Source organism: Pseudomonas sp. G166 (assembly GCF_037027455.2).
Lineage (GTDB): Bacteria > Pseudomonadota > Gammaproteobacteria > Pseudomonadales > Pseudomonadaceae > Aquipseudomonas.
The window spans coordinates 6,197,186-6,219,324 of the sequence record NZ_CP146985.1 but is presented as its reverse complement, the minus strand read 5'-3'; the positions used below and the strand labels follow the sequence as shown (position 1 = coordinate 6,219,324).

Sequence of the window (22,139 nt, the reverse complement as noted above, 5' to 3'; positions counted from 1 at the left end):
ATGGCTCCTTATTGGCCCAGTTGTTCGGCCATTTCGGCCGAGCGGTGCGCGGCGGCGCCGAGTGCTTTTTCCACCAGGGCTTCGAAGCCCCCGGCCTGGAACGATTTGATGGCCGCTTCGGTGGTGCCGGCCGGTGAGGTCACGCGGCGCCGCAACTCGGCGGCGTCGACGTCGCTGGACACTGCCATGTGCGCGGCGCCCAGGGCAGTCTGCAACGTCAGCTTGGCGGCGATGTCCCGCGGCAGGCCGAGTTTTTCGCCAGCGGTGGTCATGGCTTCGATCAGCAGGAAGAAATACGCCGGCCCGGAGCCGGAGACGGCGGTGACGGCGTCCAGTTGTTGCTCGGTTTCCAGCCACAGCGCCAGGCCCACCGCCGACAACAGCTCTTCGGCCTGCTGGCGTTGTGCGGCGCTTACCTGTGCGGTGGCGAACAGCCCGCTGACGCCCTGGCGCAGCAGCGCCGGGGTGTTGGGCATGCAGCGTACGATCGGTTGCTCGCCGAGCCAGTTGTTCATGCTGGCGCAAGTAATGCCGGCGGCAATCGACACCACCAATTGATGGGGCTTGAGGCTGGGGCGAAGGGCTTGGCACACGGTTTTCATCGCTTGCGGCTTGACCGCCAGCACGATGACGTCCACGCCGTCGATGGCCTGGGCGTTGTCGGCGAAGGTTTCGATGCCGTGCTCGGCGCTTACCCGGGTGCGGGTCTCTTCACCCGGATCGCTGGCGCGAATCTGCGAAGCGTCCAGGCCCTTGGCCCGCAGGCCGCCGATCAGGCTGGCGGCCATGTTGCCGGCGCCAATGAAGGCAATACGCGTGTTGCTCATGACAGGTCCTTGATTAGAGAGTGGGGTCGGCATGGCTTAGCTATAGTCGCGTGCGCCAAACAGGGCAGTACCGATGCGCACCCAAGTGGCACCCTGGGCAATAGCTGATTCGAGGTCATGGCTCATGCCCATGGACAGTGTGTCCAATGGCAGCTTCAGGCTGGCCTGCAGCTGTTGAACGGCGGCGAAGGCCGCGTCCTGGGCCGCACGATCGTCGGTCGGCTCGGGAATCGCCATCAACCCGCGCAGTTTCAGGCGGGGAAGGGCGCTGATGGCATTCGCCAGCGCAGGCAGGTCCGTGGGCGTGCAACCGGACTTGCTGGCTTCGCCGCTGACATTGACCTGGATGCAGATGTTCAACGGCGGCAGTTCGGCGGGGCGTTGCTCGGACAGGCGTTGTGCAACTTTCAAGCGATCCACGGAATGCACCCAGTCGAAATGTTCGGCAATAGCGCGCGTCTTGTTCGATTGAATGGGGCCGATGAAGTGCCAGATCAAGGGCAGGTCGGTCAGTTCGGCCTGTTTGCCCAGTGCCTCTTGCAGGTAGTTCTCGCCGAAGTCCCGCAGGCCGGCGGCATAGGCTTCGCGCAGGGCCTGGGCGGGCTTGGTCTTGCTCACGGCCAGCAGCTGGACGCTGTGTTCGGCGCGCTGGGCGGCCTGCTCCGCAGCGCGGATACGCGATCTAACCTGAGCGATGTTGTCTGCTATCGTGGACATAAAGAAGCGCCAGCGGTGAGGTTCGCGGCATTCTACTGGAATTGAGGAGCGCTATGGATATCACTGAGTTACTGGCGTTCAGCGCCAAGCAGGGCGCGTCGGACCTGCACCTGTCCGCCGGGCTGCCGCCGATGATCCGCGTCGATGGCGATGTGCGACGTATCAACCTGCCGGCGCTGGACCACAAGCAGGTCCATGAGCTGATCTACGACATCATGAACGACCGGCAACGGGTGGATTACGAGAAGTTTCTGGAAACCGATTTTTCCTTTGATGTTCCAGGTGTGGCGCGGTTTCGGGTCAACGCCTTCAATCAGAATCGCGGTGCGGGGGCGGTGTTTCGCACCATCCCGTCGAAAGTCCTGACCATGGAAGACCTGGGGATGGGCGAAGTGTTTCGCAAAGTGACCGAAGCGCCGCGCGGGCTGGTGTTGGTGACCGGGCCGACCGGTTCAGGCAAGTCCACCACCCTGGCGGCGATGATCGACCACTTGAACAACCACAAGCACCATCACATCCTCACCATCGAAGACCCCATCGAATTCGTCCACGAACCGCGCAAATGCCTGATCAACCAGCGCGAAGTGCACCGCGACACCCAAAGCTTTTCCACGGCCCTGCGCTCGGCTCTGCGGGAAGACCCGGACGTGATCCTGGTGGGGGAGATGCGCGACCTGGGGACCATCCGCCTGGCCCTGACCGCCGCTGAAACCGGGCACCTGGTGTTCGGCACCTTGCACACCACGTCGGCGGCCAAGACCATCGACCGGGTGGTGGACGTGTTCCCGGGGGACGAGAAGTCCATGGTTCGCTCGATGTTGTCGGAATCGTTGCAGGCGGTGATTTCCCAGACGCTGGTCAAGAAAATCGGCGGTGGCCGGATCGCCGCTCATGAAATCATGCTGGGGACCTCGGCGATCCGGAACCTGATCCGCGAAGACAAAGTGGCGCAGATGTACTCGTCGATCCAGACCGGCGGTTCGCTGGGGATGCAGACGCTGGACATGTGCTTGAAGGATTTGGTGAGCAAGGGCTTGATCAGCCGCGAACATGCCCGGGAGCGGGCGCGTACGCCGGATAACTTCTAGGGAGCTTGCAGCGTTTTTGCAGGCCCCATCGCGAGCAAGCTCGCTCCCACATTTGGTCCGAGGTGTTCACAAATTATGTGGCCACTGAAGATCAAGTGTGGGAGCGAGCTTGCTCGCGATGGGGCAGTCAGCCGCGACACAAATGCCGGATCAGCGCTGAACCACCCGCAAACCACCCGGCTCTTTCGGCAGAACCCGCTTGGCCACCACATAGTGGGTGTCCCAGTACGGTTTGTTCAAGGTATCGATGCTCACCGACTTGCCACGGCGTGGGGCGTGGATGAAGCGGTCGTTGCCCAGGTAAATGGCCACATGATTGACCCGGCGGCTCTTGAGCTTGAAGAAAATCAGGTCACCGGGCTTGAGGTCCTTGCGATCGACTTTCTCGCCATGACCGGCAGCCATCGCATTGGAGGTGCGCGGCAGGTCGAAGGTGGCGTCATTGAAGGCGTATTTCACCAAACCGCTGCAATCGAAACCTTTACTTGGGCTGCTGCCGCCCCAACGATAAGGTGTGCCCAGTACATTCACGGCACGGCTCAGCACGTTGCTGCTCGCTTTGGTCGCCATCGGTGGGACCAGCTTGCTGTTGGCGGAACCCAGGCGCTCGGCGCTTGGCTTGTTCTTGCTTAAAGAAGCAGAAACATGGGATTTCGGGGTGTAGCCGTTGACGTTGGGAAGACGTTGCTCACGGTTGGTGGCGTGGGCGGCCAGGGGCAATAATAGGCAAATGGTCAGCCATGTCTTGAAAAATGGACGCATTAGGCAGGGCTCTTAAAGGTTAGCGCGCAACTTTATAACAGCTTTTTTCGCTGTTCCGAGGCCGTTTGTCGATTCGAAACCTGGCGCGAACCCCGCATGATTGCGACAAATTGACCCGATTGTCCGACAGAACCCCGACACCACGGGGGTTTCCTTGGTTCAAAGTCGCTCAGGACCGCCTGTCGGCGAGACACAAAAAAGTCACAAAAAATCCGAACAAATTTATCTATCGAGGCAAAAGAGGCCATTCATGAACAGCTATCAGCAGGGCGTAACCGGCGATACCCACAGCAAAGTCATCGGCTACTTGCTGTGGATTTTCGGTTTTACCGGGGCTCACCGCTTCTATTACGGCAGGCCGGTCACCGGCACGATCTGGTTTTTCACCTTCGGCCTGCTGGGCATCGGCTGGTTGATCGACCTGTTCCTGATCCCGGCCATGGATCGCGAAGCGGACCTGCGGTTCACCCCGGGGCCCATCGAGTACACCGTGGCGTGGATCCTGCTGACGTTTCTCGGCGTATTCGGCGTACACCGCATGTATCAGGGCAAATGGCTCAGCGGGATCGTTTACCTGCTGACCGGCGGGGTGTTTTTCCTGGGGGTGCTGTATGACTTCTGGACGCTGAACGATCAGATCTCGATTCGCAATGCGCAGAAGCGGGGGGCGTTCCAGTAAGACCGAGTCGCCTGTATCGCGAGCAAGCTCGCTCCCACATGGATCGAGGTGTTCACAGATCATGTGTTCACCGAAGATCCCCCTGTGGGAGCGAGCTCGCTCGCGATAGGAACGACGCGGTATCAGGCCTGGTGGGTGATCCGCCCATCCATCAGGGTATAGCGCACCACACCCGGCAGGCTGTGGCCAAGGAACGGGCAGTTGTCGCCCTTGGAGCGCCAGGCTTCGCCGGCCACGGTGGACGCGCTGGGGTCGAACAGCACCAGGTCCGCCGCTGCGCCAACCGCCAGTTTTCCCGCCGGCAATTGCAGCGCCTGGGCCGGGCCGGCACTCAGGCGCGCCAGCAAGGTCGGCAGGTCGAGCAGGCCGTCTTCCACCAGGGTCAGGGCCAGCGGCAGCAGCAACTCGACGCTGCTGATGCCCGGCTCGGTGGTGCCGAACGGTGCCAGCTTGGCATCGCGTTCGTGGGGTTGGTGATGGCTGGAGATGGCCGAGATCACCCCGGACTTCAGCGCCTCGCGCAAGCCATCGCGGTCGGCGCGGGTGCGCAGCGGCGGCTGGACGTGATAAACGCTGTTGAAGTCGATCAGCGCTTCGTCGGTCAGGATCAGTTGGTACAGCGCCACGTCGGCGGTCACCGGCAGGCCACGGGCCTGGGCCTGGGCGATCAGCGCCGCGCCACGGGCACTGGTCAGTTGGCTGAAGTGCGCGCGCACGCCGCTTTGTTCCACCAGCAGCAGGTCCCGGGCCAGGGCCACGGTCTCGGCGGTTTCCGGAATGCCCGGCAGGCCGAGGAAACTGGCGGTCGGGCCTTCGTGGGCCAGGCCGCCTTCGGCCAGGTCGTGATCCTGGGAGTTGAAGATCACCGTCAGGCCGAAAGTCGCCGCGTATTCCAGGGCGCGGCACAGGGTGCGGGTGTTACGGAAGCTGTTCAGGCCGTTGCCGAACGCCACGCAACCGGCGTCGCGCAGGGCAATGAGCTCGGCCAGTTGCTCGCCATCCAGACCCTTGCTCAACGCGCCAATGGGGAAGACCTTGGTGTTGCCGGCTTCGCGGGCGCGGTCGAGGATCAGTTCGGCCACGGCCGAGGTGTCCAGCACCGGTTTGGTCTGTGGTGGGCAGCACAGGCTGGTCACGCCACCGGCGGCGGCGGCGCGGGTTTCGCTGACAATACTGCCCTTGCGGCTGTAACCGGGTTCGCGCAGGGCGACGTTCAGGTCCACCAGGCCAGGGGCGGCCACCAGGCCTTGGGCGTCGAGGGTCTGGACCGCGACGAAACCGGCTGGCGCGGCGCCCAGGGCGACGATCTTGCAGGCATCGATATGGATATCAGTCACTTGATCCAGGCCACTGGCTGGATCGATCACGCGTGCGCCGAGAATGCTGAGCTTCACTGGGCGTTCTCCTGGTCGAATTGGCGCTGGGCCGTTTGCCCGCTCATGGCCATGGACAGCACGGCCATGCGGATGGCGATGCCGTAGGTCACCTGGTTGAGGATCACTGAGTGTGGCCCGTCAGCCACCGCTGATTCGATTTCCACGCCGCGGTTGATCGGCCCCGGGTGCATGACGATGGCGTCCGGCTTGGCCCCGGCCAAACGGGCGGTGGTCAGGCCGAACAGGCGGTAGAACTCGCCTTCGCTGGGCAGCAGGCCGCCGGTCATGCGTTCACGCTGCAGGCGCAGCATGATCACCACGTCGACATCCTTGAGGCCTTCGGTCATGTCGGTGTAAACCTTCACGCCGTATTGCTCGACGCCGATGGGCAGCAGGGTTTTCGGCGCGATCACGCGGATGTCCGGGCAGCCGAGGGTCTTGAGGGCCAGCATGTTCGAGCGGGCCACTCGTGAGTGCAGGATGTCGCCGACGATCGCCACCGAGAGGTTCTCGAAGCTGCCCTTGTGCCGGCGGATGGTCAGCATGTCCAGCATGCCCTGGGTTGGGTGGGCATGACGGCCGTCGCCGCCGTTGATGATCGCCACTTGCGGGCACACGTGTTCGGCAATGAAGTGCGCCGCGCCGGAATCACCGTGACGCACGACGAACATGTCGGCGGCCATGGCTTCGAGGTTGCGCAAGGTGTCGAGCAGGGTTTCGCCCTTGCTCGCCGAGGACGTGGAAACGTTCAGGGTGATCACGTCCGCCGACAACCGCTGGGCCGCCAGTTCGAAGGTGGTGCGGGTACGGGTGGAGTTTTCGAAGAACACGTTGCACACGGTCTTGCCGCGCAGCAACGGGACTTTCTTCACCGCCCGGGCGCCGACCTCGAGGAATGAGTCGGCAGTGTCGAGGATTTCCGTCAACAGCTCGCGGCGCAGGCCGTCGAGGGACAGGAAGTGCCGCAGCTGGCCCTGATCGTTGAGCTGCAGCGGGCGCTTGGTTTCGAGAGGCGTCATCGCGATGGACTCTTACAAGGGCAGTTAAAGGGCAAGGTCTTGCAGTTCGAGTTGCAGCGGCGAGGGGCCGGAGAGCTTGACTCGCTCGTGGGCCGCCAGCGTCAGCGTCGCGCCGACCACGTTCGGACGGATCGGCAGTTCGGCAGCGTCCAGGTCCAACAGGCATACCAGGGTCACGCTGGCCGGGCGGCCGTAGTCGAACAGTTCGTTCATGGCGGCGCGGATAGTCCGGCCGCTCATCAGTACGTCGTCGATCAAGACCAGGTGCTGGCCTTCGATCTCGAACGGCAGGGCCGAGGGACGTACTTGGGGGTGCAGGCCGCTCTGGCTGAAGTCGTCGCGATAGAAGGACACGTCCAGGATGCCCAGCGGCGATTGGCTGCCCAGTTCATCGAGCAAGGCCTGGGCGACCCAGACGCCACCGGTGCGAATGCCGATGTAGCGCGGTTCGCTGATGCCGCGTTGTTCCAGGTGTGCCGTGAGACGGATCGCCATCTGGCTGATCAGTTCGGCAGGATTGGGCAGGCTCATGCTGGCTCCTTCAGGTTCCCGGGCCGGTGGTGAGTGGCGCGGCTTATCGCTAAAAGAAAGCGCCTTGGCGGCGCTTTGTAAAAAATCAGGTTTCAAACAGGGCGGCGTTGGCGTCGAGCCAACCTTGCAGCAGCAAGGCGGCAGCGATGGCGTCCACCGGGTTGTCGCGGTAACTGCCTTTCTGCCCGCCGCGCACCAGGCGTTCACCCTTGGCCTCGAAGGTGGTCAGGCGCTCGTCATGGGTATAGAAGGGCAGGTTGAAGCGACCATTGAGCCGGCGGGCGAACTTTTCAGCGCGCAGGCACATATCGCTGGGCGTGCCATCCATGTTCAGCGGCAGGCCGACCACCACGGCGTCGGGCTTCCATTCCTTGATCAGCGCTTCGACCTGGTTCCAGTCTGGAACGCCATTCTGCGCCTTCAATGTGCACAACTCGCGGGCCTGGCCGGTGATGACCTGGCCGACCGCCACGCCGATCTGTTTGGTGCCGTAATCGAAGCCCAGCAACAAGCGCAGCGCCATCAGGCGTGCCCTGCCTGGCTGGTAAGCAGACTGAGGTTGACCCCCAACCGGCTGGCCGCCGCTTCCAGGCGCAGTTCGCTGCTGGTGTTGAACAGGATGTCGATGTCGAATGGGCAGGTCAGCCAGGCGTTATCGGCCAGTTCGGCTTCCAGTTGCCCAGGTTCCCAGCCGGCATAGCCGAGGGCGATCAGGCTCTTTTCCGGGCCGACGCCGTCGGCGATGGCGAACAGCACGTCTTGGGAAGTGGACAGTGACACACCGTCCAGATCCACCGTGGCCTGGTATTTGGGGCCCGACGGGTGGAGCACGAAGCCACGGTCGGTCTGCACCGGGCCGCCGATGAAAATCGGCACGTGCTGGCACAGGAGTGGCGGTTCTACGTCGGGGCGCAACTGCTCAAGAATGTCCGCCAGGTTCAGCTCCTGCGGGCGATTGATCACCAGCCCCATGGCCCCATTGGCCGTGTGCTCGACAATGTAGGTCAAGGTATGGGCAAAATTCGGATCGGCCATGTGCGGCATGGCGATCAGGAAGTGATGCTTGAGGTAGGTGGGGCTGACGTTTTTCATAGGCGCTAGTGTGGCGCTGGGCGGGCCGGCTGACAAGCGGTGTCGGCAGCTTGTCCGGCAGGCAGCACGCGGATCGGTAGGTACCGCCTTGTCGAGCTGACAAGGGCGCGCGCCTCGAAGGAGTGTGTTTATAGACGTTAACCCTGTTGTCAAGAATGGCGTACTTTATCTCTCAGTTCATGCAACCGATCAAGCTTCGCCACTGCTCTATCGTAGAGTTCGCGATGTGGAGTTGATATGTTTTTGGCTATCCATGCAACGTCTTGTGCGCTGACGTCCTCAATCATGGAGCTGGTTGATTGAGGAGAGTCTAGGAGATCTTGGAGTTCCAAGGACCACGTCTTTGCAGGCGGGCGTGGCTGTGGCTGTGGCTGTCTTTTTATTAGATGCGATTCTAGACGATAGATTTTGGCTTTTACCCAGCTGCTAGAGCCACGGTAGACGTCGTATTTTTGTATACTGGTTTCAACTTTGTTATTGATTTCAACTCGCATTGGCACTGGGTATTTTTCAAGTTGATCCCCATATGCATGACGGGTTAAATGAAATTTTTTCGCGGCTAAATCCTTAAGGGATATTCCTGGGTGGGCTCTTTCAACGACGCCGGGTATACCTTCGTTAATAAGCTTCTGTAGTGCTTCATTTGCGGACTTTTTGTACTCGCTGAGTGTGTGGATCGCATTTGTAGTTGCGCGATTGATTTTCTTGGTTAAAAAATGAAGTTTAATTTTCCTGAATGGAATTCTCATTATCCATGTTGTTGGAAGATGGCCATTATCATCCCTCCTGTTTATTGGGTCTCCCAGGCAATAGGCATAGCTGTTCAGGATGCCAGGCCCGAAGGGGCTCCAGTTGTCCGGGCTGTTGAAACGCATCAGTACCGGGTTGAAAGCCCGGTAACCATTGCCCAATAGATAGTGGCCTGTTATGCCATCCGGACGTTCGCCGTTGAAGCCGAGCAGGCTCAGCAGGCTGTTTTCCGCAGGGCGATGACCATAGGCCGAATAGGCAATGGAGGGGCGCTGACCGGTGCTGCCAAGGCTATGCAGGACCGAGCGTTGTTGGTCTGTTGCCAGCAGGCGCGTCTCGCCTGGCTGGCGCTGTTGCGCCAGGAGCAAGTCTGCGTGCTGGACCAGCGAATACCGCAGGGCGCCCTGGATTTCGGTGGCCAGGCGGTGTCGACAGTAGAAGTGTTGTAGGTCGGGGTAGCCTGGCAACTGCTGGACGACCAGTTTGTCCAAGGGGTCGTGGTGATAGCGGCAAAGCAATTGCCTTTCGGCCGTCGACATGACGTGTGCCTCGGTTGGCATTTTCAAGCATTGTGCGGGCGGCCATCATCGGGTGCTACTGACAGAACTGTTAGGTTTTCCTCCTCGCCCGACCCGCTCAATGCATGCAGTTGCGCGAGGCACGCTGCTCTCGTTCAATTGCTGGAAAGTTTGTCGCCCCGGGCGAATTTCCAGGTGCGGATGATTTCCAGCCGGTCGATGTCCGACAGATCGCCGGTAAACGGTGCGAATGGCGCGGCCAGGCGCACGATCCGCTGGGCGGCCTGGTCCAGCAGCGGTTGGCCGGAGGATTCCAGCACCAGCACTTCATACAACGAGCCGTCGCGGTTGATCGAGACCATTAGCCGCAGGTTGCCATAGATCTGTTTGCGCCGGGCTTCGTCGGGGTAGTTGAGGTTGCCGATGCGCTCGACCTTCTTGCGCCATTCGTCCTTGTACCAGGCGCCCTTGTCGCGCATGGTCGAGGCGGCGCTCAGGCGGTGGATGCGCGGGCGTTTGGCGTACAGCTGCTGTTCCTGGGCCAGTTCGGCTTCCAGGCTGGCGATGTCGCTGGACAACTGGGAACTGTCGAAAGTCGGTGCCGGGGCCTGGGGCTTGGGGTCAGGCTTGACCTCTTCCTTGGCCGGGGCTTTTTTCGGTTTTGGCGCCACGGTGGTCACGGCAGCCTTGGGCGCCGTTTCCTGCACTTCGGGCTTGGCGGCCGGCGGCGGGGTGACTTTCTGCACCGTGTTGTCCTGGAATGGCGCGATCTCGGTGGTCTTGGGAATCGCCTTTTTTTCCAGGGTGCCACTGCCTTGCTGGTTGTCCTGGGCCAGGAAATCCGCCTTCTTGGGCTTGGTTTCGCTCTTGAAGGTGGCCAGGGTGATTTCCAGGGTCTGGCTGATCTGCTTGGGCTCGACCGTGGCAAACCCTACACCCAGCAGCAGGGCCAGGTGGATCAGCGCCGCCAGGAACAGGGTAAAACCGAGGCGATCAGCCGGGCGCACGCCACGATGGGCGAGCTCTTGGGGCAGATCGGACGGGAAAGTCATGACAAGGAAACCAACATCGCGTTTTTTTCAGGCCGGGCATGATAACGCAATGTGGGTTTCCTTCAGCAGGATCTGGATCAACGAGCCTTGAGCTTCTGATCGATGGCATCCATCAGCATCCCGCCGATGTCGGTGCCAAAGGCATTGTCGATCTCGCGGATGCAGGTCGGGCTGGTGACGTTGATTTCGGTCAGGTGCTCGCCAATCACGTCCAGGCCCACGAACAACAGGCCTTTCTCGCGCAGGGTCGGGCCGACCTGGGCGGCGATCCAGCGGTCCTTCTCGGTCAACGGACGGGCTTCGCCACGACCGCCAGCCGCCAGGTTGCCGCGGGTTTCGCCGGCTGCCGGAATGCGTGCCAGGCAGTAATCCACCGGTTCACCGTCGATCATCAGGATGCGCTTGTCGCCATCGACGATGGCCGGCAGGTAGCCCTGGATCATGATCTGCTGCTTGCCGTGCAAGGTCAGGGTTTCCAGGATCACCGAGAGGTTCGGGTGGCCAGCGGTGTGACGGAAGATCGAGGAACCGCCCATGCCGTCCAGAGGCTTGAGGATCACGTCGCCGTGGTGGTCGGCAAATTCACGCAACACATCCGGGCGACGGCTGACGATGGTCGGCGGCGTGCACTGCGGGAACAGCGTGGCGAACAGTTTTTCGTTGCAGTCGCGCAGGCTCTGGGGCTTGTTGACCACCAATACACCGGCATTTTCGGCCTGCTCCAGCAGGTAGGTGGAGTAGACGAACTCCATGTCGAATGGCGGATCCTTGCGCATCAGGATCACGTCCAGGTCGCTCAGCAGCGCATCGCTTTCTTTGCCCAGTTCGAACCACTTTTCGGGGTTGGCGAAGACTTTCAGCGGCTTCATTCGCGCCCGGGCCTGGCCTTCGGCCTGGTAGAGGTCGCGCTGCTCCATGTAGAACAGCTCCCAGCCGCGCTTTTGAGCGGCCAGCAGCATGGCCAGCGAGCTATCCTTTTTATAGGAAATGCTGGCGATAGGGTCCATGACAATGCCGACGCGTACGCTCATGGCTTGGTTCCTCGAAAATTTGATAGGCACAAATGGCGTGAAAAAGTGGCGTCAGAGTGGCGCCCGGAAGATTAGCGGTCAAGGAAAAACCACCGCACCGCGCAGCCGATAGATCGGCGATGGAGACTGTGCTAAAAAGGCTGCCATGTGACGTGCGGGCCTTGAACATCAAGGGTTTGCGCTGTCGTTCACTCTTAAGCGTTAAAAACCGGTCCGCAGCGGCAATGGCAGAGCATCCGACGCAACAGCAACCCAGCGCCTTGAAGGTCATGGTCATCGACGACTCGAAGACCATCCGCCGCACCGCCGAAACCTTGCTGCGCAACGTGGGGTGCGAGGTGATCACGGCCATTGACGGCTTCGATGCGCTGGCCAAGATCGCCGATCATCACCCGGGCATTATCTTTGTCGACATCATGATGCCGCGCCTGGATGGCTACCAGACCTGTGCCCTGATCAAGAACAACAGCGCGTTCAAGGCCACGCCGGTGATCATGCTGTCGTCCCGGGACGGGCTGTTCGACAAGGCCAAGGGGCGCATCGTCGGTTCCGATCAGTTTTTGACCAAGCCGTTCAGCAAGGAAGAACTGCTGGGTGCGATACAAGCCCATGTTCCGGGCTTTACCGCTGTCCAGCCGCACCAGGCACATTAATGACGCTTGGCCACCAGGCCAGGGGTCGACAAAAATGGGGAACACCATGGCACGTATTCTGATCGTCGATGATTCGCCGACTGAAATGTACAAACTGACTGGCATGCTGGAAAGGCACGGCCATCAGGTCCTGAAGGCCGAAAACGGTGCCGACGGCGTAGCCCTGGCCCGCCAGGAAAAGCCCGATGCCGTGTTGATGGACATCGTCATGCCCGGCCTCAACGGGTTCCAGGCCACGCGCCAGTTGACCAAGGACCCGGACACCGGCCATATCCCGGTGATCATCATCACCACCAAGGACCAGGACACCGACAAGGTCTGGGGCACGCGCCAAGGGGCGAAGGATTACCTGACCAAACCGGTGGACGAAGAAACCCTGATCGCGACCCTGAACAAAGTGTTGGCGGGTTGACGACGCGGTCATGAGCCAATCCCTGACGGCCTTCGAGCTGCTGCTGCAGATCGATCGACGCTGCCGGTTGCTGGGGGCGGACCTGCCGTCCCAGCCGATCCATCGCGCCGGTTGGAGTGGCATCGGCTTTCGCCTGGGCGATCATTGGTACGTGGCCCCCATGAGCGAAGTCAGTGAAGTGCTGCACGAGCCGCGTTACACGCACTTGCCCGGGGTCAAGCCATGGGTTCGTGGCGTGGCTAACCTGCGTGGGCGGTTGTTGCCACTGATGGACTTGTGCGGCTTCTTCGGTCATGAGCTGTCGTCCGTGCGCAAGCAGCGTCGGGTACTGGTGGTGGACCATGACGAGGTGTTCACCGGGTTGCTGGTGGATGAGGTGCTCGGGCTGCAGCATTTTGCCCAGGACAGCCTGGAAACGACGTTTGCGGACGGCCTCGACGGCCCGGAGTCGGCTTTCGTCAAGGGTCGGTTTCGCGGCGAGCGACAGTGGCAGATGTTCAGCCCGTTTGCCTTGACGCGCTCGCCGGGGTTCATGGATGTGGCAATTTAACAAGATGCAACATAGCCCCTTGTGGGAGCGAGCCTGCTCGCGATTGCGGCGGTACAGCTTGCATCAGTGTTGAATGTGTCGCGGCCATCGCGAGCAGGCTCGCTCCCACATTGGTGCGGCGTTGAGTTGGTTGGATTGGGCAGTACAGGCGAGAACCGATGATCAAAGCAAAAACAGGCAAGCCACTGGAAGCGTCGCGCAGTCGTTCGCAGATCATCGTGCTGTTCGTCGCGTTGATTGTCTTCATCATGCTGCTATTCGCCAACTTCGCTTACCTCAACACGCAATCCACCTACGACAAGCAGTACATCGGCCACGCCGGTGAATTGCGCGTGCTGTCCCAGCGCATTGCCAAGAACGCCACCGAAGCCGCCGCGGGCAAGGCTGCGGCGTTCAAGCTGTTGAGCGATGCACGCAACGATTTCGCCCAGCGCTGGAGCTACCTGAAGCAGGGCGATCCGGTGACCGGCCTGCCACCGGCGCCCGCCACCCTGCGTCCGCAGATGCGCGCCGTGCAGCTGGATTGGGAGCGTTTGCTGAAAAATACCGATGCCATCCTCTCCAGCGAGCAGACCGTCCTGTCGCTGCATCAAGTGGCGGCGACCCTGGCCGAAACCGTGCCGCAGTTGCAGGTCGAATACGAAAAAGTCGTCGAGATCCTGCTCCAGCGTGGCGCGCCCGCCACGCAGGTGGCCATGGCCCAGCGCCAGTCGCTGCTGGCCGAACGGATTCTCGGCGCGGTGAACACCGTGCTGGCCGGGGACGAAAACGCCAGCCAGGCCGCCGACACCTTTGGTCGCGATGCCGCGCGCTTCGGCCAGGTGCTCAATGGCATGTTGCAGGGTGACCCGGCCTTGAAGATCTCCCAGGTCCAGGACCGCGACGCCCGGGCGCGCCTGGCTGAAATCAGCGAACTCTTCGAATTCGTCTCCGGTTCGGTGGACGAAATCCTGGAAACCTCCCCGGAGCTATTCAAGGTCCGCGAATCGGCGGGCAACATTTTCAACCTGTCGCAAACCCTGCTCGACGAAGCTTCGCACCTGGCCACGGCTTTCGAGAACCTGGCCGGTGGGCGCGCCGCCAACAGCATTGGCGGCTATGTGCTGGGGCTGCTGGCGCTGATGTCGATCATCCTGATCGGGCTGGTGATGGTCCGCGAAACCAACCGCCAGTTGCGCGAAACCGCAGAAAAGAATGAGCGCAACCAGAACGCGATCATGCGTCTTCTGGACGAAATCGAAGACTTGGCCGACGGCGACTTGACCGTCACCGCGTCGGTCACCGAAGACTTCACCGGCACCATCGCCGATTCCATCAATTACTCGGTGGATCAACTGCGCGATCTGGTCGCCACCATCAACCTCACTGCCGGGCAGGTCGCCGCTGCGGTGCAGGAGACCCAGGCCACGGCCATGCACCTGGCCCAGGCTTCCGAGCACCAGGCCCAGCAGATCAGCGAAGCATCGACTTCAATTAATGAAATGGCCCAGTCCATCGATCAGGTCTCGGCCAATGCCGCCGAATCGTCGGCGGTGGCCGAGCGCTCGGTAGAGATCGCCAACAAAGGTAACGAGGTGGTGCACAACACCATTCATGGCATGGACAACATTCGCGAGCAGATCCAGGACACCGCCAAGCGCATCAAGCGCCTGGGGGAGTCGTCCCAGGAAATTGGCGACATTGTCAGCCTGATCGATGATATTGCCGACCAGACCAACATCCTGGCCCTCAACGCCGCCATCCAGGCGTCCATGGCCGGTGATGCCGGGCGCGGGTTCGCGGTGGTGGCCGATGAAGTGCAGCGGCTGGCGGAGCGCTCCTCGGCGGCGACCCGGCAGATCGAGACCCTGGTGCGGGCGATCCAGGCCGACACCAACGAGGCGGTGATCTCCATGGAGCAGACCACCACCGAAGTGGTACGCGGCGCACGACTGGCCCAGGATGCCGGTGTGGCCCTGGAAGAAATCGAAGGGGTGTCCAAGACTCTGGCGGCGCTGATCCAGAGCATTTCCAACGCGGCCCAGCAACAAACCACTTCGGCGGGGCAGATCTCCTTGACCATGAACGTGATCCAGCAGATCACCACGCAGACCTCGTCCGGTTCCACCGCCACTGCCGAGAGCATTGGCAACCTGGCGAAAATGGCCAGCCAGCTACGCCGTTCGGTGTCGGGGTTTACCTTGCCGGCGGGGCCGGTGGCGGATGAGGAAAAAGGGTGACTGGTTTGACCTGTCTGGTGGTGAAGATCATTTGTGGCGAGGGGGGTTATCCCCGCTGGACTGCGAAGCAGTCCCAAAATAGCCAGTCTGGGACATAGATGGTGGATTCAGCATTTTTGGGGGCCGCTTCGCGCCCCAGCGGGGTGGTGCGACGTTTCGCTAAATCCCCTCGCCACAGGATTTGGAGTGGTTATGGGTGATCGGCACGATTATGTGGCCCTGGAATGGGTCAAGGGCGAGATTGCCGAAACGCTGAAGCAGGCCCATCAGGCCCTCAACCGCCTGGTGGACGATCCGCAGGCGTCGGATGCCCTCGGGCAATGCCTGGCCTGCATTCACCAGGTCCACGGCGGCCTGCAGATGGTCGAGTTCTACGGCGCGGCATTGTTGGCCGAGGAAATGGAGCAGCTGTGCGCCGCCCTGCAGGACAACCGCATCGTTCATCGCGACGAAGCCATCAGCCTGTTGAGCCAGGCTCTGGGGCAATTGCCGATCTACCTGGACCGCATACAGGGCGCGCGCCGCGACCTGCCGCTGGTGGTGCTGCCGCTGATCAACGACCTGCGCAGCGCCCGTGGCGAGAGCCTGTTGTCGGAGACCAGCCTGTTCAGCCCCGAGTTGCCAGAGATTGCACCACTCAGCGACGAGGCCTTGAAGCGCCTCGAACCGCCGGACTTGCCAGGCACCCTGCGCAAATTGCGCCAGACCCTGCAAATGGCTCTGGTGGGCCTGCTGCGCGAACAGGATGACGCCACCCACCTCGGTTATCTGGCCAAGGTCTTTCATCGCCTGGAGGGGTTATGTGCCGGAGCGCCGCTCAATGCCCTCTGGCAGGTGGCATCGGCCCTGGTCGAAGGCATGCGCGAGGGGCGCATCGGCAACAGCCCGGCGCTGCGCAGCCTGTTCAAGGAGGCCGACAAGGAACTCAAGCGGCTGTTGGACCAGGGCATGCCGGGTATCAATCAACCGGCGCCGCCACACCTGCTCAAGAGCTTGTTGTTCTATATTGCCAAGGCCGAACATCCCAGCGGGCAGATGCAGATCATGAAAGAACGCTACTCACTGGACGATGCGCTGCCGGACAGCGCCATGGTCGACGAAGAACGGGCGCGCCTGGCCGGGCCCGACCGCGATGCCATGCGCTCGGTGCTCACTGCGCTCTGCGAAGAGTTGGTGCGGGTCAAGGAGCGGCTCGACCTGTTCGTGCGCAGCGACCGCCAGCACGCCTCGGAACTGGACAGCCTGCTGGCGCCCCTGCGACAGATCGCCGATACCCTGGCGGTGCTCGGTTTCGGCCAGCCGCGCAAGGTCATCATCGATCAACTGGCGGTGGTGTTGAGCCTCGCCCAGGGCCAGCGCGAGCCCGATGACGCGACCCTCATGGACGTCGCCGGCGCCTTGCTCTACGTCGAGGCCACCCTGGCCGGCATGGTTGGTACTGTCGAACCCGAGAGCCGCGAAGAAAGCCACCTGCCCACCACCGACCTGACCCAGATCCACCAGATCGTCATAAAGGAAGCCCACACCTGTCTGCAGCAGGCCAAGGACATGATCGTCGACTACATCGACGCCGACTGGAACCGCGAGCAACTGCAGGCCTTGCCCGCGTTGTTGACCCAGGTTCGTGGCGCCCTGGCGATGATCCCCCTGAGCCGTGCCGCCAGTCTGGTGGAGGCGTGCAACGCTTTCATCCGCGAACATCTGCTGCTGGACCAGGCCCAGCCGGGCTGGGAGGAGCTCGACCACCTGGCCGACGTGATCACCGGCTTGGAGTACTACCTGGAGCGTTTGAGCGAAGACCCGGAAACCCCCGGTGAACCTTTGTTGGACGCGGTTGAGCGTAGCCTCGCCGCCCTCGGTTACTTCCCCGACGAAGCCCGGGTGCCATTGCTTGACGATGTGCTGAGCCCCAACGAAGCCCTGTTGATGCAGGACTTGCAGGAGCTCAATGACCCACAGACGGTGCAATCCTTGGCCGAAGTACTGGCCAGCCCGGTCTCGGCGGTCAACCCGCCAGCCAGGACTACCCCGGGTAGCCTGCTGCCGCCGCCGCTGGATGAGCACCCGGTGGACGATGAGCTGCGCGAGGTCTTTCTCGAAGAAACCGGTGAAGTGCTGGATATCCTGCGTGAGTACCTGCCGCGCTGGACGGCTTATCCCGACGACCGTGGCGCCCTGAGTGAATTGCGCCGGGCCTTCCATACCCTCAAGGGCAGCGGTCGGATGGTCCGGGCGCTGGTGCTCGGTGAGCTGGCCTGGGCCGTGGAAAACCTGCTCAACCGAGTGCTGGAGCGCAGCGTCGAAGCCGATGCGTCGGTGCGGCAGTTGATCGAGGAAACGGTGCAATTGCTTCCCGCGCTGGTCAGCGAGTTCGCCGCCCATCGCCAGCGTCAGCGTGACGACGTCGACCGCCTGGCTGTCCGCGCGCATGCCCTGGCCAAGGGCGGTGACGAGGAGGATGAAGACGAGCAGGATGTGGTCGCCCTCGATCCGTTGCTGCTGAAGATCTTCGACAACGAAGCCCAGGGCCATCTCGCCAGCCTCAATCGCTTTCTTGACCAGGCTGCCGAGCACCTGCCGCTGCAGGCCAGTGATGAATTGCAACGGGCCTTGCATACCCTCAAGGGCAGTGCCTCCATGGCCGGCGTGCTGCCGATTGCCGAACTGGCCGGCGCGATGGACGAACTGGCCCGGGAATACAAGGCGCACCTGATTGCCCTCGACCTGGATGAAGTCGAACTGTTGCTGGAGGCCGAAGGCCTGCTACGCCTGGGCCTGCGCCAGTTACACAGTGAACCGTTGGCGCCGATCCCAGGTGCCGAGGATCTGATCCAACGAGCCCAGGCGCTGTTGGCCGGGCGCCTGCAAGCGGCCCTCAGTGCACCGGACAAAGGCTTGCGGACCAGGCGGGATCCACAACTGATCAACAACTTCCTCGCCCAGGGCATGGACATCCTGCTGGACGCCGAAAGCCTGTTGCAGCGCTGGCAGCAGCACCCTGGCGAAGGCCAGGAACTGAGTGCGCTGCTGGATGAGTTGACCACCCTTGGCGAAGGCGCGCACCTGGCCGACTTGCACCCGGTAGACGAACTCTGCGAAGCCTTGCTGGACCTTTATGGCGCGGTGGAAGAAAGCAGCCTGACGGTCAGCGACGGGTTTTTCCAGGAAGCGCAACGCGCCCATGAAGCCCTGATCGACATGCTCGATGAGCTGGCCGCCGGGCAACATGTGCGTCCGCAACCCGAACGCGTGCAAGCCTTGCGCAGCCTGCTCGAGACCAGCCTCGACCCATCGGCCACCGGCCTGATCCGCAGCGATGGCAGCCGCACCCTGAGCATCCGCGAATTGGGCAGTGCGACGGCCGAACTCGAACGCAGCGCCCCGGCCGATACCAGCGTGGACGACGACATCGCCGCGATCTTCCTCGAAGAGGCCCAGGACATCCTCGAAAGCGCCGCCCAGGCGCTGCAGCGCTGGTTGGCCGATCCGGAGAACGGTGCGCCGCTGTCTTCGTTGCAACGTGACCTGCACACCCTCAAGGGCGGCGCGAAGATGGCAGACGTGCGGCCAGTGAGCGACCTGGCCCAGGAGCTGGAAAATCTTTACGAAGGGTTGGTGGACCGCCGCTACAGCTATAGCGAGGAACTGGCGCAACTGCTCAACAGCAGCCACGAACGCCTCGACCTGTTGCTCGGGCAGTTGCAGCAGGGTCAGCCGTTGGGCGATCCCGTTGCACTGATCGATGCCATTCGCCGTTTCCGTCAGGACAAGCCCAATCCTATGGAGTCGGCCGACCCGAACCGGGGCGAAGGGGCCGGGCATGATCCGGAACTGCTGGAAATCTTCCTTGAGGAAGGCTTCGACATCCTCGACAGCTCGGGCGCGGCGTTGCTGCGCTGGCAGGAAGATCCGTCGAACCGCCAGGCCGTAGAAACCTTGCTACGGGACTTGCACACCCTCAAGGGCGGCGCGCGGATGGTGGAAATCGTGCCCATCGGCGACCTGGCCCATGAGCTGGAGAACCTGTATGAAGGCCTGTCGGCGGGGCTGTTGCAGCCGACTCCGGCGCTGTTCGCCTTGTTGCAAAGCAGCCATGACCGAATCGCCCAGATGCTCGACGCAGTGCGCGCCGGCCAACCGTGTCCGTTGGCGGACCGGCTGATCGCACAGATCCAGGCGGTGAACCATCCGCAGGAGCGCGAGGCGCCCGAAGCCGTCTCTGCCCCGGAACCGGCTCCGGCCCCGTCGCCTGCACCTGCCAGAACCGAGCCCGCGGCACCGGGCGACGGTGCGGACATGGTCAAGGTCTCCGCCGAACTGCTCGATGACCTGGTGAACCTGGCCGGTGAAACCTCGATTTTCCGTGGACGCATCGAACAGCAGGTCAACGACGCGCGCGTGGCGTTGAGCGAGATGGAAACCACCATCGAACGGATGCGTGATCAGTTGCGTCGTCTCGATACTGAAACCCAGGGGCGGATCCTCAGCCGTCAGCAGGTAGAGGCCGAGCGCCTGGGCTATGAAGAGTTCGATCCACTGGAAATGGACCGCCATTCCCAGTTGCAGCAGTTGTCCCGGGCGCTGTTCGAATCCGCCTCGGATCTGCTCGACCTCAAGGAGACCCTCGACCGCAGCAACCACGATGCCGAGAATTTACTGCAACAGCAGGGGCGCATTAACACCGAACTCCAGGAAGGTCTGATGCGTACGCGCATGGTGCCGTTCGAGCGCATGTTGCCGCGCCTCAAGCGCATCGTCCGGCAAGTGGCCCAGGAACTGGGCAAGGACGTGGAGTTCGTGGTCGGCAACGCCGACGGCGAGATGGATCGCAACGTGTTGGAGCGCATGGCTGCGCCTCTGGAGCACATGCTGCGCAACGCCGTCGACCATGGCCTGGAACCGGCCGATGTGCGCATTGCCGCCGGCAAACCGGCCCGTGGGCGCATCAGCCTCGACCTGTCCCGGGAAGGTGGCGACATCATTTTCGACATCCGCGACGACGGCGCTGGCGTACCGCTGGATGCGGTGCGGCGCAAGGCGATCAAGCGCGGCTTGCTCGCCCCTGACAGCGACATGAACGACCGCGACGTGCTGCAGTTCATCCTGCAGCCGGGGTTTTCCACCGCGGAAAAAATCACCCAGATCTCCGGGCGCGGCGTCGGCATGGACGTGGTCCATGAAGAGGTGCGGCAACTGGGCGGCAGCATGGTCATCGACTCCACGCCGGGGCAGGGCGTGCATTTTCGCATCCGCCTGCCGTTTACCGTGGCGGTCAACCGGGCGTTGATGGTGCAGTGTCATGAAGACCAGTACGCGATTCCGCTGAACACCATCGAAAGCATCGTCCGGGTGCTACCCGCCGAGCTGGATGGCTATTACCAGCTCGACCCTCCGAGCTACACCTACGCAGGGCAACGCTATGAGCTGTGCTACCTGGGTGAGCTACTGAAAACCGGCGCTCGTCCGAAACTGCTGGGCCAGAGCCAACCCTTGCCAGTGCTGCTGATGCAGTGCAACGAACGACATATCGCGGTGCAGGTGGACTCGACCGCCGGTACCCGGGAGATCGTGGTCAAGAGCCTCGGCCCGCAGTTCTCGGCGGTGCAGGGCCTGTCTGGGGCGACCATCCTGGGGGATGGCCGGGTGGTATTGATCCTCGACCTGCTGGCGCCGATCCGCGCCTTGCCCCACCAAGTCCCGCGCCACTCGGCAGCGACGCAAGGCGAGGGCGAACATCAGCGGCCGCTGTTGGTGTTGGTGGTGGACGACTCGGTGACGGTCCGCAAGGTCACCAGCCGCCTGCTGGAGCGCCATGGCATGCACGTGCTCACCGCCAAGGACGGTGTGGACGCCATGGCGTTGCTGGCCGAGCACTCCCCGGACCTGATGCTGCTGGACATCGAGATGCCGCGCATGGACGGCTTCGAAGTGGCCACACAGGTGCGCAATGACCCGCGCCTGGCGCACCTGCCAATCATCATGATCACCTCCCGCACCGGCCAGAAACACCGCGACCGTGCCATGGCTATTGGCGTCAACGACTACCTGGGCAAGCCGTACCAGGAATCGGTGCTGCTCGACAGCATCGCCCACTGGAGCAAGACCCATGCATGAGCACCGCACCAGCCACCTCACCGGCCTGTTGCTGCCCCTGGCCGACCGGCATCTGATCCTGCCCAACGTGGCCGTGGCTGAACTGATCGACTATCAAAGCAGCGCCTTCGATATGGACACCCCGCCGTGGTTCCTCGGTTGGGTGAGCTGGCGCGAGCGACAAATCCCACTGCTGAGCTTCGAATCGGCCTGTGGCCAGAAAACCGTGATTGGCGAGCGAGCACGCATTGTCATCCTCAACGCCTTGGGCGGGCGCCCGGAGCTGCGCTTCATCGCGCTGCTGGTGCAAGGCATCCCGCGCTCCTACAAGCTCGACACTCAGCTGAGCTACGTCGATGTACCGCTGTGCGGGCTGGAACAGGCGGCGGTGCAAGTGGGCGAGCATGTGGCGAAAGTGCCGGATTTGTTGGCGTTGGAAGAATTGGTGGTGGCCGCGGGGTTGGTTCAACACCACAAACCCTGAGCCATGCACATCTCCACTGTGCGCGAGCTTGCTCGTGAAGCGGCCTTATAGCCGACCTGTTTCTCCCGGTTGTACTCCGATCAAACTGTGGGAGCGAGCTTGCTCGCGATGGCGGCGGCACATTCAGCATTGATGCAATTAGACCCACCGCTATCGCGAGCAAGCTCGCTCCCACATTTTGATTTGTGTTTATCGCAAACCATTACTCCAACCGTAACGATCCGCCGCTAAGCTTGATTGATGCCCTCGCCCCAACACTCCTAATGTGACCTCCACGACAGCGAAC

The 22,139-nt window shown here is 62.2% G+C and carries 19 protein-coding genes; 8 read left to right on the top strand and 11 right to left on the bottom strand.

The window, feature by feature from the left end; translation table 11 throughout:
• Positions 1-8: 8 nt before the first annotated feature.
• Positions 9-827, bottom strand: coding sequence for a pyrroline-5-carboxylate reductase (gene proC, locus SGN16_RS27615; protein WP_335944603.1), 819 nt, complete (start codon positions 825-827; stop codon positions 9-11).
• A 36-nt stretch (positions 828-863) separates the two neighbouring features.
• On the bottom strand, positions 864-1,544 hold the full coding sequence (locus SGN16_RS27610) for a YggS family pyridoxal phosphate-dependent enzyme (RefSeq protein ID WP_335944602.1): 681 nt from the start codon (positions 1,542-1,544) through the stop codon (positions 864-866).
• 53 nt (positions 1,545-1,597) lie between these two features.
• Between SGN16_RS27610 and SGN16_RS27605 the strand changes: the two genes are divergently transcribed.
• Positions 1,598-2,632: a type IV pilus twitching motility protein PilT gene (locus SGN16_RS27605; protein ID WP_335944601.1), complete on the top strand. Its 1,035-nt coding sequence runs from the start codon at positions 1,598-1,600 to the stop codon at positions 2,630-2,632.
• A gap of 150 nt (positions 2,633-2,782) precedes the next feature.
• On the opposite strand, the gene SGN16_RS27600 is transcribed toward SGN16_RS27605, so the two are convergent.
• Positions 2,783-3,394 carry a C40 family peptidase gene (locus tag SGN16_RS27600; RefSeq protein WP_210641775.1) on the bottom strand — a complete coding sequence of 204 codons (612 nt, stop codon included), beginning with the start codon at positions 3,392-3,394 and terminating at the stop codon, positions 2,783-2,785.
• Positions 3,395-3,644: 250 nt separating this feature from the next.
• On the opposite strand from SGN16_RS27600, the gene SGN16_RS27595 reads away from it, so the two are divergent.
• Entirely contained in the window at positions 3,645-4,073 is a 429-nt protein-coding gene (locus tag SGN16_RS27595; protein WP_210641773.1) for a TM2 domain-containing protein, read from the top strand.
• Positions 4,074-4,195: 122 nt separating this feature from the next.
• Here the strand turns inward: SGN16_RS27595 and SGN16_RS27590 are convergent, their stop codons facing one another.
• The 8 genes from SGN16_RS27590 to gshB all read right to left on the bottom strand — a co-directional run bounded on the left by SGN16_RS27590 (position 4,196) and on the right by gshB (position 11,442).
• Positions 4,196-5,467 carry a dihydroorotase gene (locus SGN16_RS27590; protein WP_335944600.1) on the bottom strand — a complete coding sequence of 424 codons (1,272 nt, stop codon included), beginning with the start codon at positions 5,465-5,467 and terminating at the stop codon, positions 4,196-4,198.
• Positions 5,464-6,468, bottom strand: a complete 1,005-nt coding sequence (locus SGN16_RS27585) for an aspartate carbamoyltransferase catalytic subunit (protein ID WP_003177495.1) — start codon at positions 6,466-6,468, stop codon at positions 5,464-5,466. Before SGN16_RS27585 ends, SGN16_RS27590 begins: the two co-directional genes overlap by 4 nt.
• Before the next feature lie 24 nt (positions 6,469-6,492).
• Positions 6,493-6,999, bottom strand: coding sequence for a bifunctional pyr operon transcriptional regulator/uracil phosphoribosyltransferase PyrR (gene pyrR, locus SGN16_RS27580; protein ID WP_210641770.1), 507 nt, complete (start codon positions 6,997-6,999; stop codon positions 6,493-6,495).
• Positions 7,000-7,084: 85 nt separating this feature from the next.
• Entirely contained in the window at positions 7,085-7,522 is a 438-nt protein-coding gene (gene ruvX / locus SGN16_RS27575; RefSeq protein ID WP_109752386.1) for a Holliday junction resolvase RuvX, read from the bottom strand.
• Complete coding sequence (locus SGN16_RS27570) at positions 7,522-8,091, bottom strand: YqgE/AlgH family protein (RefSeq protein ID WP_335944599.1); 570 nt, start codon at positions 8,089-8,091, stop codon at positions 7,522-7,524. Before SGN16_RS27570 ends, ruvX begins: the two co-directional genes overlap by 1 nt.
• A 149-nt stretch (positions 8,092-8,240) precedes the next feature.
• Positions 8,241-9,380, bottom strand: a complete 1,140-nt coding sequence (locus SGN16_RS27565; RefSeq protein WP_335944598.1) for an RHS repeat-associated core domain-containing protein — start codon at positions 9,378-9,380, stop codon at positions 8,241-8,243.
• 134 nt (positions 9,381-9,514) lie between these two features.
• Positions 9,515-10,411: an energy transducer TonB gene (locus SGN16_RS27560; protein WP_335944597.1), complete on the bottom strand. Its 897-nt coding sequence runs from the start codon at positions 10,409-10,411 to the stop codon at positions 9,515-9,517.
• 77 nt (positions 10,412-10,488) lie between these two features.
• Positions 10,489-11,442, bottom strand: a complete 954-nt coding sequence (gshB, locus tag SGN16_RS27555) for a glutathione synthase (RefSeq protein WP_210641766.1) — start codon at positions 11,440-11,442, stop codon at positions 10,489-10,491.
• Between the two features lie 224 nt (positions 11,443-11,666).
• Between gshB and SGN16_RS27550 the strand changes: the two genes are divergently transcribed.
• The 6 genes from SGN16_RS27550 to SGN16_RS27525 all read left to right on the top strand — a co-directional run bounded on the left by SGN16_RS27550 (position 11,667) and on the right by SGN16_RS27525 (position 21,853).
• Positions 11,667-12,095 carry a response regulator gene (locus SGN16_RS27550; protein WP_210641764.1) on the top strand — a complete coding sequence of 143 codons (429 nt, stop codon included), beginning with the start codon at positions 11,667-11,669 and terminating at the stop codon, positions 12,093-12,095.
• Between the two features lie 46 nt (positions 12,096-12,141).
• Positions 12,142-12,507 (top strand): twitching motility response regulator PilH, encoded by a 366-nt coding sequence (gene pilH, locus SGN16_RS27545; RefSeq protein WP_210641763.1) that lies wholly within the window; start codon positions 12,142-12,144, stop codon positions 12,505-12,507.
• A gap of 10 nt (positions 12,508-12,517) precedes the next feature.
• Entirely contained in the window at positions 12,518-13,057 is a 540-nt protein-coding gene (locus SGN16_RS27540; protein ID WP_335944596.1) for a chemotaxis protein CheW, read from the top strand.
• A 158-nt stretch (positions 13,058-13,215) separates the two neighbouring features.
• The gene (locus SGN16_RS27535; protein WP_210641759.1) at positions 13,216-15,276 is read left to right on the top strand and encodes a methyl-accepting chemotaxis protein; all 2,061 of its coding nucleotides are present in this window, start codon (positions 13,216-13,218) and stop codon (positions 15,274-15,276) included.
• Positions 15,277-15,468: 192 nt separating this feature from the next.
• The gene (locus tag SGN16_RS27530; protein ID WP_335944595.1) at positions 15,469-21,390 is read left to right on the top strand and encodes an Hpt domain-containing protein; all 5,922 of its coding nucleotides are present in this window, start codon (positions 15,469-15,471) and stop codon (positions 21,388-21,390) included.
• Positions 21,383-21,853 (top strand): chemotaxis protein CheW, encoded by a 471-nt coding sequence (locus SGN16_RS27525; RefSeq protein ID WP_210641755.1) that lies wholly within the window; start codon positions 21,383-21,385, stop codon positions 21,851-21,853. Before SGN16_RS27530 ends, SGN16_RS27525 begins: the two co-directional genes overlap by 8 nt.
• Positions 21,854-22,139 lie beyond the last annotated feature (286 nt).

Bases quoted from the DNA above. Each gene is read 5' to 3' on its own strand.
- proC (WP_335944603.1), bottom strand. From the start codon at position 827: ATGAGCAACACGCGTATTGCCTTCATTGGCGCCGGCAACATGGCCGCC.
- SGN16_RS27610 (WP_335944602.1), bottom strand. From the start codon at position 1,544: ATGTCCACGATAGCAGACAACATCGCTCAGGTTAGATCGCGTATCCGC.
- SGN16_RS27605 (WP_335944601.1), top strand. From the start codon at position 1,598: ATGGATATCACTGAGTTACTGGCGTTCAGCGCCAAGCAGGGCGCGTCG.
- SGN16_RS27600 (WP_210641775.1), bottom strand. From the start codon at position 3,394: ATGCGTCCATTTTTCAAGACATGGCTGACCATTTGCCTATTATTGCCC.
- SGN16_RS27595 (WP_210641773.1), top strand. From the start codon at position 3,645: ATGAACAGCTATCAGCAGGGCGTAACCGGCGATACCCACAGCAAAGTC.
- SGN16_RS27585 (WP_003177495.1), bottom strand. From the start codon at position 6,468: ATGACGCCTCTCGAAACCAAGCGCCCGCTGCAGCTCAACGATCAGGGC.
- pyrR (WP_210641770.1), bottom strand. From the start codon at position 6,999: ATGAGCCTGCCCAATCCTGCCGAACTGATCAGCCAGATGGCGATCCGT.
- ruvX (WP_109752386.1), bottom strand. From the start codon at position 7,522: ATGGCGCTGCGCTTGTTGCTGGGCTTCGATTACGGCACCAAACAGATC.
- SGN16_RS27570 (WP_335944599.1), bottom strand. From the start codon at position 8,091: ATGAAAAACGTCAGCCCCACCTACCTCAAGCATCACTTCCTGATCGCC.
- SGN16_RS27565 (WP_335944598.1), bottom strand. From the start codon at position 9,380: ATGTCGACGGCCGAAAGGCAATTGCTTTGCCGCTATCACCACGACCCC.
- SGN16_RS27560 (WP_335944597.1), bottom strand. From the start codon at position 10,411: ATGACTTTCCCGTCCGATCTGCCCCAAGAGCTCGCCCATCGTGGCGTG.
- gshB (WP_210641766.1), bottom strand. From the start codon at position 11,442: ATGAGCGTACGCGTCGGCATTGTCATGGACCCTATCGCCAGCATTTCC.
- SGN16_RS27550 (WP_210641764.1), top strand. From the start codon at position 11,667: ATGGCAGAGCATCCGACGCAACAGCAACCCAGCGCCTTGAAGGTCATG.
- pilH (WP_210641763.1), top strand. From the start codon at position 12,142: ATGGCACGTATTCTGATCGTCGATGATTCGCCGACTGAAATGTACAAA.
- SGN16_RS27540 (WP_335944596.1), top strand. From the start codon at position 12,518: ATGAGCCAATCCCTGACGGCCTTCGAGCTGCTGCTGCAGATCGATCGA.
- SGN16_RS27535 (WP_210641759.1), top strand. From the start codon at position 13,216: ATGATCAAAGCAAAAACAGGCAAGCCACTGGAAGCGTCGCGCAGTCGT.
- SGN16_RS27530 (WP_335944595.1), top strand. From the start codon at position 15,469: ATGGGTGATCGGCACGATTATGTGGCCCTGGAATGGGTCAAGGGCGAG.
- SGN16_RS27525 (WP_210641755.1), top strand. From the start codon at position 21,383: ATGCATGAGCACCGCACCAGCCACCTCACCGGCCTGTTGCTGCCCCTG.